Source organism: Rhodococcus sp. (in: high G+C Gram-positive bacteria) (genome assembly GCF_049299235.1).
In the GTDB taxonomy this organism is placed as follows: Bacteria; Actinomycetota; Actinomycetes; order Mycobacteriales; family Mycobacteriaceae; genus Rhodococcus.
In genome coordinates, this window is record NZ_JBAQXC010000261.1 from 1 (window position 1) to 7,922 (window position 7,922).

A 7,922-nucleotide genomic window follows, 5' to 3' on the forward strand; every position below is an offset into this window, starting at 1 on the left:
GCGTGGCGTGGTGGCCGGTGCCAGCTACGAGGCCCGCGTACACGGTGCGCGGTCGGCGATGCCGACGAGTCGGGCTCGCCGACTCGTCGGGCCGGCCGCGGTGGTGCTTCCACCGCGCGGCGTCGTCTATCGAGAATTGAGCGATGCGGTGTTCGAGACACTGCGTTCGCGCATGCCCGTCCTCGAGACGCTGTCGATGGACGAGGCCTTCGCCGAACCCCCCGAACTGGCCGGCGCGAGCGTCGCCGACATCGAGGACTTCTGTGCGGGGCTGCGGGCAACAGTGCTCGACCGAACCGGGCTCGTCGCTTCGATCGGGGCGGGGTCGGGCAAGCAGATCGCCAAGATCGGCTCGGGACTCGCGAAGCCCGACGGCATGCTCGTCGTGCGGCCCGACGAGGAACTCGTCCTCCTGCACGGCTTGCCGGTGCGCAAGTTGTGGGGCATCGGGCCGGTCGCCGAGGACCGGCTGCGGCGGCTCGGCATCGACACGATCGGGGACTTCGCCGCTCTGCCGCTTGCCGAGGCCGCATCCATTCTCGGGACGACCGTCGGTCCCGGTCTGCACCGGCTGGCCAATGGTATCGACGACCGACCGGTCGCCGAGCGCGCCGAAGCGAAGCAGGTCAGCGCGGAAACCACGTTCGCGACCGATATCGTCACGATGGGAGAACTGCGCCGCGCGGTCACCGGCAGCGTCGTCGCTGCCCACGACCGCTTGCAGAAGGACGGACGCGCCGCGCGCACCGTCGTTCTCAAACTGCGCAAAACGGATATGAGTATTCTCACACGATCGTCGACGCTGCCGTACGCCACGGAGGACCTGCCGACCTTGACCGGTGCGGCGCAACGCCTCGCCCTCGACCCCATCGACATCGGGCCGATCCGCCTGGTCGGCGTCGGCTTCGCGGGACTGTCGACGATCCGGCAGGAATCACTGTTTCCGGAGCTGGACCGCGCGGCCGACGACGTCGAGGGCGAACCGGAGACGCAGCAGCCGCTGCCGCGGCACGCCGACGAACCACGATCACGGTGGCGTCCGGGCACCGACGTGACCCACCCCGAATTCGGGCACGGCTGGGTGCAGGGCGCCGGACACGGGAGGGTGACCGTGCGATTCGAGACACGTACCACCGGACCCGGACCGGCACGCACCCTCGACGAGAACGACCCGGTCCTCGTCGTCGCCGACCCGCTCGCCAGCCTCGCCTGAAGATCCCGCGGCGCTCTCACCGTGCTCTCGAAGCGGCCGGGTACGCTGGCGTCCGATCCGCTGTCCCAGCGGAATACCCGCTGCTGGATGACCCGAGCACGACCACGTGCACGATCGAGAACGAGAAGGACGAGAAGTTGAAGCTTCGCAAGATCACCGTCGCCACGGTGGCACTGGCCGCCGCCCTCACGATGTCCGCCTGCAGCTCGGACGAAGGCGACAGTACGACCACCACCACCGCGAAGACCACCACGGCCACGACCACCACCGCTGAGACCGCAGCCTACCCGCCGGTGCCGTCCGTGGAGGACCTCAACGCCATGCTGTCGCAGGCGTTCGACGAGACCGTTCCCGCCGACCAGAAGACCCAGCTGGTCGAGGGCTCCGCCGCCGACCCGGGTCTGATCGACCAGGTCGCGGCCGCCGCCAAGCAGGCCGGTGCGCAGGTCACCGTTCTCGACGTCAACGACAACGAGAACGGCACGGCCACCGCGGGCATCGAAACCACGATCGGCGACCAGGTCGCGACCGGAACGGTCGACTTCGTGGCCGAGGACGGCGTGTGGAAGCTGTCGAAGAACAGCGCATGCGGCATCGTCGCCATGGCGTCGCTGCAGTCGCCTGCCTGCGCCTGACCTACCGACCTCCCACGGTGGCCGGAGCGGAATTTCCGCTCCGGCCACCGTGGTGTGCGCTCCCGGCGGAGACGGTCAGGGCTCGCGGCTCCGCCAGCGCACCCGATCCTGAAGGGACTGCGCGAGCTTGGTGGTCCCCTCGGGGTCGCTGTACGACTGGTCGCCGGTCAGAGTGAGTTCACCGTCGACCGGGAGCGGCTGCGACGGGTCGATCGTGAGGACCCCGTCCCCGGCCATCGTGAACGAATCGATGCTCAACCGGCCCGCCCCGTTCGGCAGTTCCCACGCCGAATTCTGCGGCGTCTGCGTGATATTCACGCGGACGGTGAGGATGCCGTCGTCGCGCGATACCAGGGTCGCTGTGCTCACCTGATCGAGGGTGATGCCGCTCATCACCTGCTGGTGAGTTTCCCAGACCGCCCCCACACCGATGGGGGAGTCGGGGAACGACACCATCCGGTACACCGCCTGGTAGAAGGCCTGTTCGATCGCCGCGCGTGCGGCGTCCGGCGCGTTCGGCGCCGGACGAAGCCGCAGCGCGCTGACGGCTCCACTCGGTCCGATGGTCAGGCCGGCCGCGGACCCGGACGCCGACGCGAACGCGGCCATCAGCGGGCCGTCGGGGGACGAGATTTCGCCGAGCGCCAGGTCGACGACGGTGCTGGGGTCCGCATCCGAGACCGCTCGCTCGACCATTGCGGTCAGCGGCAGCGTGATCTCCGGTGACGAGAAATCTTGCCGTGGTTGATCACCGATCTGCTGGAACACCTGGGAGCTGGTGGTCAGATCGATCTGCTGCACGGTGTCCACGACCGGGGTCAGGCGTACCACGTCGCGTGGTTCGGCGCCCGGGTCGAGCACCGCGGTCGACACCGCCGACACCGGAACGGTGACCTCGGTCGATGTGGGTCCGACGGTCGCGGCCCCGTCCGGGGAACTGCTGCACCCGGCGACGACAGCGGTCAGGGACAGGGCCGCGGCGAACGCGCGGGGCCTCGTGGGAACGATTCTGGACAGCACTGGCACAGCACCCAGGGTAGCCACGCCGGGTGGGGTGGCCATCCGGTCGGCGACGTGGGGGATGATGGCAGGGTGACCGACGACGCCGCCCGCGAAGATCCGAGCCCCGAGCCGTCGGAGCCGAACGCTGCTCCGACAGGCCGACGGATGGTCGCGCTGCTGACCGTAGCCGTCGTGATCTTCGTGCTCGATCTGGTCACCAAGGTCCTCGCCGTCGCCAACATCGACCCCCGCGATCCGATTTCGATCATCGGCGACACCGTCACACTGAGGCTGGTGCGTAACCCCGGTGCCGCGTTCTCGATGGCGACGGGCATGACCTGGGTGCTGACGATCGTCGCGATCGCCGTCGTCATTGCCGTCATCAAGATCGGCCGCACCTTGCAGTCCGGATGGTGGGCGCTGGGTCTGGGCCTCATCCTCGGTGGCGCACTCGGTAACCTGGTCGATCGGATCTTCCGTTCACCCGGTCCTCTGCAGGGGCACGTCGTGGATTTCGTGTCGGTCGGATGGTGGCCGGTGTTCAATGTCGCCGATTCGGCGATCGTGTGCGGAGCGATCCTGCTCGTCGCGCTGACCGTGTTCGGTATCGATCCGGACGGGTCGCGCGCGGGCAGTGCAGCCGAGGACGCAGACACCGCCGAGGACGCAGACACGGCCCACGGCGCAGGCGAAGGCACAAGCTCAGATACAACCGGAGACACCGAAAAGGGAGCGCGCTAGTGAGAGAAACCCGGGCGATGCCCGTACCCGACGGGCTCGACGGGATGAGGGTCGATGCGGGACTGGCCCGGCTGCTCGGCCTGTCACGAACCGCGGTCGCCGTGCTCGCCGAGGAGGGTGCCGTCGTCGTCGACGGCTCGGCGGCAGGCAAGTCGGATCGTCTGTCCGCCGGATCGTGGCTCGAAGTGGAATTGCCGGAGCCGCCGCGGCCCCTGACCATCGAGGCGCAGCCGGTCGAGGGCATGGAAATTTTGTACGCCGACGACGACATCGTCGCCGTCGACAAACCGGTCGGGGTCGCCGCGCACGCCAGCGTCGGCTGGACCGGCCCGACCGTGATCGGGGGCCTCGCCGCCGCAGGCTTCCGGATCTCCACGTCCGGCGCTCACGAGCGTCAGGGCATCGTGCATCGGCTCGATGTGGGCACTTCGGGGGTCATGGTCGTGGCCACCTCCGAACGCGCCTACACCGTCCTCAAGCGGGCCTTCAAACAACGCACCATCGACAAGCGCTACCACGCGCTCGTCCAGGGGCACCCCGATCCGAGCAGCGGCACGATCGATGCCCCGATCGGCCGGGCCCGCACCAACGACTGGAAGTTCGCGGTCACCGCGGACGGTAAGCCGAGCGTCACGCACTACGACACCGTCGAGGCGTTCCAGGCGGCCAGTCTGCTCGACGTCCACCTCGAAACCGGCCGCACCCACCAGATCCGGGTGCACTTCTCGGCGCTGCGGCACCCCTGCTGTGGCGACCTCACCTACGGTGCCGATCCGCGACTCGCATCCCGCCTCGGCCTCGAACGGCAGTGGCTGCACGCACGTTCGCTCGGGTTCGCACACCCCACGCAAGGGCATTGGGTGGAGATCACCAGCAAGTACCCCGCCGACCTCGAGCACGCACTCGGTGTGCTGCGCGGCGCCTGAGTCGTCGTGATCCGTCGCGTTCTCCCGTGGGTGTGCGTGGCGCTGCTGACGTTCGTCGTGCTCGTCGCGGGGGTCACCGCACCGGTGCGGCCCGCATCGGTGCGGACCGACGCGCTCGGGCCGGATTCGGGGGAACTCGTCGCCGACTATCTCACCCGCGCCGCCGAAACCCTCGACGACCCGGTCGACCCGGACTCCCCGCGGTGGGCGATCGTGTCGTTCACCGCGCCGATCGACGTCGGCGCGGTCGCGGAACTCACCGCCGGCCCCGGTGCCGGTCTCCGCGTCGGGCAGGTGCTGTTCCGAGTCCCGATCGAGCGGGTCCAGACACCGCTGGTGGCGGTTGCCGTGTCGCAGCATCCCGAAGCGCTGCGCCGCGCACCCGCGACGGCAGCCACCCGGTTGCAGATCCCGGCGAGCGGACACGATCGTGCCGCGCGGGTCGCGGCCGTATCCGCGCAGCGACTCGCCGACGGATGCGCGTGCGTCATCGGGCTCGTCGTGCGGGCGACACCCGAACAGTTGCGCGTGCTGGCGTCCGGCGCCGATGTCCGGGCGGTCGAGGCGTTGCCACCCGACGCGGTCGCGGGCAGGTTCGCGGTGATCCCGCTGCTCCCCGAACAAGTCGACGTGGTGGCCCCTGGCCCCGACGACGGCGAACCCTGAGACACGCAGTCGAACCCGGAGGATTCTGCCGGGGCGTTGCCCCGCAGCCGCCTCCGCGCGGAGGCATCCGCAGTCGCCGAAGTCATCCTCGAGAGGTCGGACGACGGGGGTGGCCGACCGCGCTCGGTGTGGGCAAACTGGATGTCGGACCCGTCACACCGGCGGGCTCGTCCTGCCAGGAGGTCCGCGATGGGCAACGACCGGCCGTTCGGATTCGACCCCGACGACATCGACCGCGCGCTGCGCGAAGCGGGTGACCAGTTCCGGCAGTTGCAGGACCAGTTCGTGAAGTTTCTCGGCCAACCGGCGGGCTCGGCACCGCGTCACGCTCCCGAGCCTGAGACGACCGGTAGCGCAGGCGACGGGGTGTGGGTGGTCTACTCCGTCGACGCCGCCGGCTTCGCGCGGGTCGAGCAGGTGTATCGCACGGAACTCGACGCGCTGCGTGCGCACAAGAACAACACCGACCCGAGCCGATCCGTGCGCTTTCTGCCCTACGGGGTGAGCGTCGGTGTGCTCGACACGACAGTCGTCGATGACGAGGGGAAGTAGCAGCCGCCGACGCGCCGCAGCCACCGACCCAGCGGGCATCCGCGCGCGGCTGGCACCGCGCGGCTGTCCGTCCGGTCGACGGGAGTGTGAGCAGTCGGCGGCCGGTACCGGCATGGAGGAATAGAGTCGGCGGGTGAGTTCCGTCGACCGTAGCCCTGCCAGCGTCGGAGTCCTGTGCGGGATCGGCGCCTATCTGATGTCGGGTCTGTTCCCCGCGTTCTTCGGATTGCTCGCGCCCGCCGGGGCACTCGAGATCCTCGCGCACCGGGTGGTGTGGACCCTGCTGCTCATGCTGCTGTTGCTTGCAGTGCTCGGGAAGCTCGGTACATTGCGGGGCCTCAGCCTTCGAACGTGGGCGCTGGTCGCAGCGGCATCGGCGGCGATCGCCGTGAATTGGGGAACCTACATCTACGGGGTGACGTCGAGCAGGGTCGTCGAAACTGCCCTCGGGTACTTCATCAACCCCCTCGTCAGTGTCCTGTTCGGCGTCCTGTTCTTCCGGGAGCGCTTGCACCGTGCGCAGATCGCGGCGTTGCTGCTTGCCGCGGCAGCGGTCGTTGTCATCACCGTCGACTACGGGCGCCCGCCGATCATCGCGTTGACACTGGCGTTGTCGTTCGCGTCGTACGGGGTGCTCAAGAAGATCGTGCCGCTCGACCCACGGACATCGTTGACCGGGGAAGGCGTGGTCGCGGTACCGTTCGCGGTCGGATACCTCGTGTTTCTTGCGGCGACGGGTACCGGCACGTTCTTCGGGAACGGCTCCGGCCACGCGCTTCTGCTGGTCTCGGCCGGTCTCGTCACCGCTGTTCCGCTGCTACTGTTCGGCGCTGCTGCGCAACGGGTGCCACTCGCGACGCTGGGGATGCTGCAATATCTGACGCCGAGCCTGCAGATGGCGTGGGGCGTGCTCGTGCTGCACGAGGACATGCCCGCATCGCGGTGGATCGGATTCGCGCTGATCTGGGTGGCGCTCATCGTCTACAGCACGGACGCGCTGATCCGTACTCGGCGTACCTCCCGCCGCGTTGTCGTCGACGTCGAGGGTTCCACGCGTGAAGGGGAGCATTCGGTGCGCCGTGTTCACGGCGAGGACTCCGGCCATCCCGGGTAGGGCGGCAGGGTTGGGTATGGGCTTGTGAGATTGTCGTTGACTCGTGTGGGTCTGCTTTCAGGTGAGTCGGGAAACTTGTTCTCGCAGGCGAGGTCGTCGTCGAAGTTGCGGGTGGAGAATTCGTGTCGGGTGATGGTCCATCCACCGAACATGTCGGTCTGAGGCGCGCGGCCGGGACCCTCTTGTAGGGGTTGCGTCGGTGCCGTTCCTTTGGGTCCGGGTTCGAGATATATGAAAATCGCAGTGGGGATGCGGGTTCCGTAGTTGTTGAAGGTTCCGTCGGAGCTTGCGATCATCAGTGAGTAGTTGCCTTCGCAGATCAGCGCGCGTAGTCCGCGTTCGGTCTCGTTGATCGACATCAGGTGGGCGTAGGCCGTGCCGACACGAGGACGGCCACTGTAGTTCGTTCGGTCGTTGATGTCTCGCACGCGTCGTGGATCGAAAACGAGTTCTTTCGTTGCCTTCTCGTATCCGGGGTAGCCGGCTGCGGTGGAGTGGGCGAAGCTGGCGATGTAGTAGGACTCGTGGTACGCGCGGATTGCGGATTCGGGGGAGCCGAAGAGGTCGATGTCGGGCTCGGCGCTCCACCGGAAGTTGAATTGGATCAGGTCGGGGAGGGTGTAGGGATCGTTCAGTGTCGGTTTCGGGTTTGACTGTTCCGCACTGCATGCTGTCACGAACAGTGCAATCGTCATCATGGCCCCGGCGATTTTCCGGAGACGGGAAACTCTGATCATCCGGTCGCCTGTGATCGCGCATTGTCGAACGATGAGAAGAATGCTTCGATCGGCATCCCGGTAGATGCCAGTTCATTCCTCACTCTCGTTTCGAACAGCATCAGGTTGAAATCGGGGTCTTCCTGCGAGATCTCCGTAATGGTGCGCAATTGTCCATTCGGGTTTCTGTATCGATCCCATCCTTCGTTTTCGGGCAACTGGCCACCGTTCGCCGCTTGCACGCCGAGTGCCATGTTGTAGTAGGCGGCCGAACGGGATGTGTCCGTCGAGGAATTCGCTGTCATCGATTCGATCTGGTCGGCTGTGCTCAGGTACGCCTCACGCACGGATGGGGAG

Annotated in this window: 10 protein-coding genes; 7 read left to right on the forward strand and 3 right to left on the reverse strand. The window is 67.6% G+C overall.

Going from position 1 to position 7,922, the window contains the following annotated elements:
• On the forward strand, positions 1–1,213 hold a 1,213-nt coding region (locus tag WAX14_RS15425; protein ID WP_422628929.1), incomplete at its 5' end, for a DNA polymerase IV.
• A gap of 137 nt (positions 1,214–1,350) precedes the next feature.
• On the forward strand, positions 1,351–1,848 hold the full coding sequence (locus tag WAX14_RS15430; protein WP_422628930.1) for a hypothetical protein: 498 nt from the start codon (positions 1,351–1,353) through the stop codon (positions 1,846–1,848).
• 75 nt (positions 1,849–1,923) lie between these two features.
• Here WAX14_RS15430 and WAX14_RS15435 read toward each other — a convergent pair whose 3' ends face one another.
• Positions 1,924–2,874, reverse strand: coding sequence for a hypothetical protein (locus WAX14_RS15435; protein ID WP_422628931.1), 951 nt, complete (start codon positions 2,872–2,874; stop codon positions 1,924–1,926).
• A gap of 66 nt (positions 2,875–2,940) precedes the next feature.
• Here WAX14_RS15435 and lspA point away from each other — a divergent pair, with 66 nt between their 5' ends.
• The 5 genes from lspA to rarD all read left to right on the forward strand — a co-directional run bounded on the left by lspA (position 2,941) and on the right by rarD (position 6,849).
• Positions 2,941–3,591: a signal peptidase II gene (gene lspA / locus WAX14_RS15440; RefSeq protein WP_422628932.1), complete on the forward strand. Its 651-nt coding sequence runs from the start codon at positions 2,941–2,943 to the stop codon at positions 3,589–3,591.
• 17 nt (positions 3,592–3,608) lie between these two features.
• Positions 3,609–4,517, forward strand: coding sequence for an RluA family pseudouridine synthase (locus WAX14_RS15445; protein WP_422628938.1), 909 nt, complete (start codon positions 3,609–3,611; stop codon positions 4,515–4,517).
• Positions 4,518–4,523: 6 nt separating this feature from the next.
• Entirely contained in the window at positions 4,524–5,183 is a 660-nt protein-coding gene (locus WAX14_RS15450; protein ID WP_422628933.1) for a hypothetical protein, read from the forward strand.
• Positions 5,184–5,372: 189 nt separating this feature from the next.
• Positions 5,373–5,735 (forward strand): hypothetical protein, encoded by a 363-nt coding sequence (locus WAX14_RS15455; RefSeq protein ID WP_422628934.1) that lies wholly within the window; start codon positions 5,373–5,375, stop codon positions 5,733–5,735.
• A 133-nt stretch (positions 5,736–5,868) separates the two neighbouring features.
• Complete coding sequence (rarD, locus tag WAX14_RS15460; protein ID WP_422628935.1) at positions 5,869–6,849, forward strand: EamA family transporter RarD; 981 nt, start codon at positions 5,869–5,871, stop codon at positions 6,847–6,849.
• Here the strand turns inward: rarD and WAX14_RS15465 are convergent.
• The gene (locus WAX14_RS15465) at positions 6,819–7,547 is read right to left on the reverse strand and encodes a hypothetical protein (protein WP_422628936.1); all 729 of its coding nucleotides are present in this window, start codon (positions 7,545–7,547) and stop codon (positions 6,819–6,821) included. The two genes, rarD and WAX14_RS15465, sit on opposite strands and share 31 nt — an antisense overlap.
• A 35-nt stretch (positions 7,548–7,582) precedes the next feature.
• Positions 7,583–7,922: hypothetical protein (locus tag WAX14_RS15470; protein ID WP_422628937.1), on the reverse strand; the 340-nt coding region annotated here is incomplete at its 5' end.

Excerpts from the sequence above, each read along its gene's own strand:
- WAX14_RS15445 (WP_422628938.1), top strand. The coding sequence starts at position 3,609 with ATGCCCGTACCCGACGGGCTCGACGGGATGAGGGTCGATGCGGGACTG.
- WAX14_RS15455 (WP_422628934.1), top strand. The coding sequence starts at position 5,373 with ATGGGCAACGACCGGCCGTTCGGATTCGACCCCGACGACATCGACCGC.
- WAX14_RS15465 (WP_422628936.1), bottom strand. The coding sequence starts at position 7,547 with ATGATGACGATTGCACTGTTCGTGACAGCATGCAGTGCGGAACAGTCA.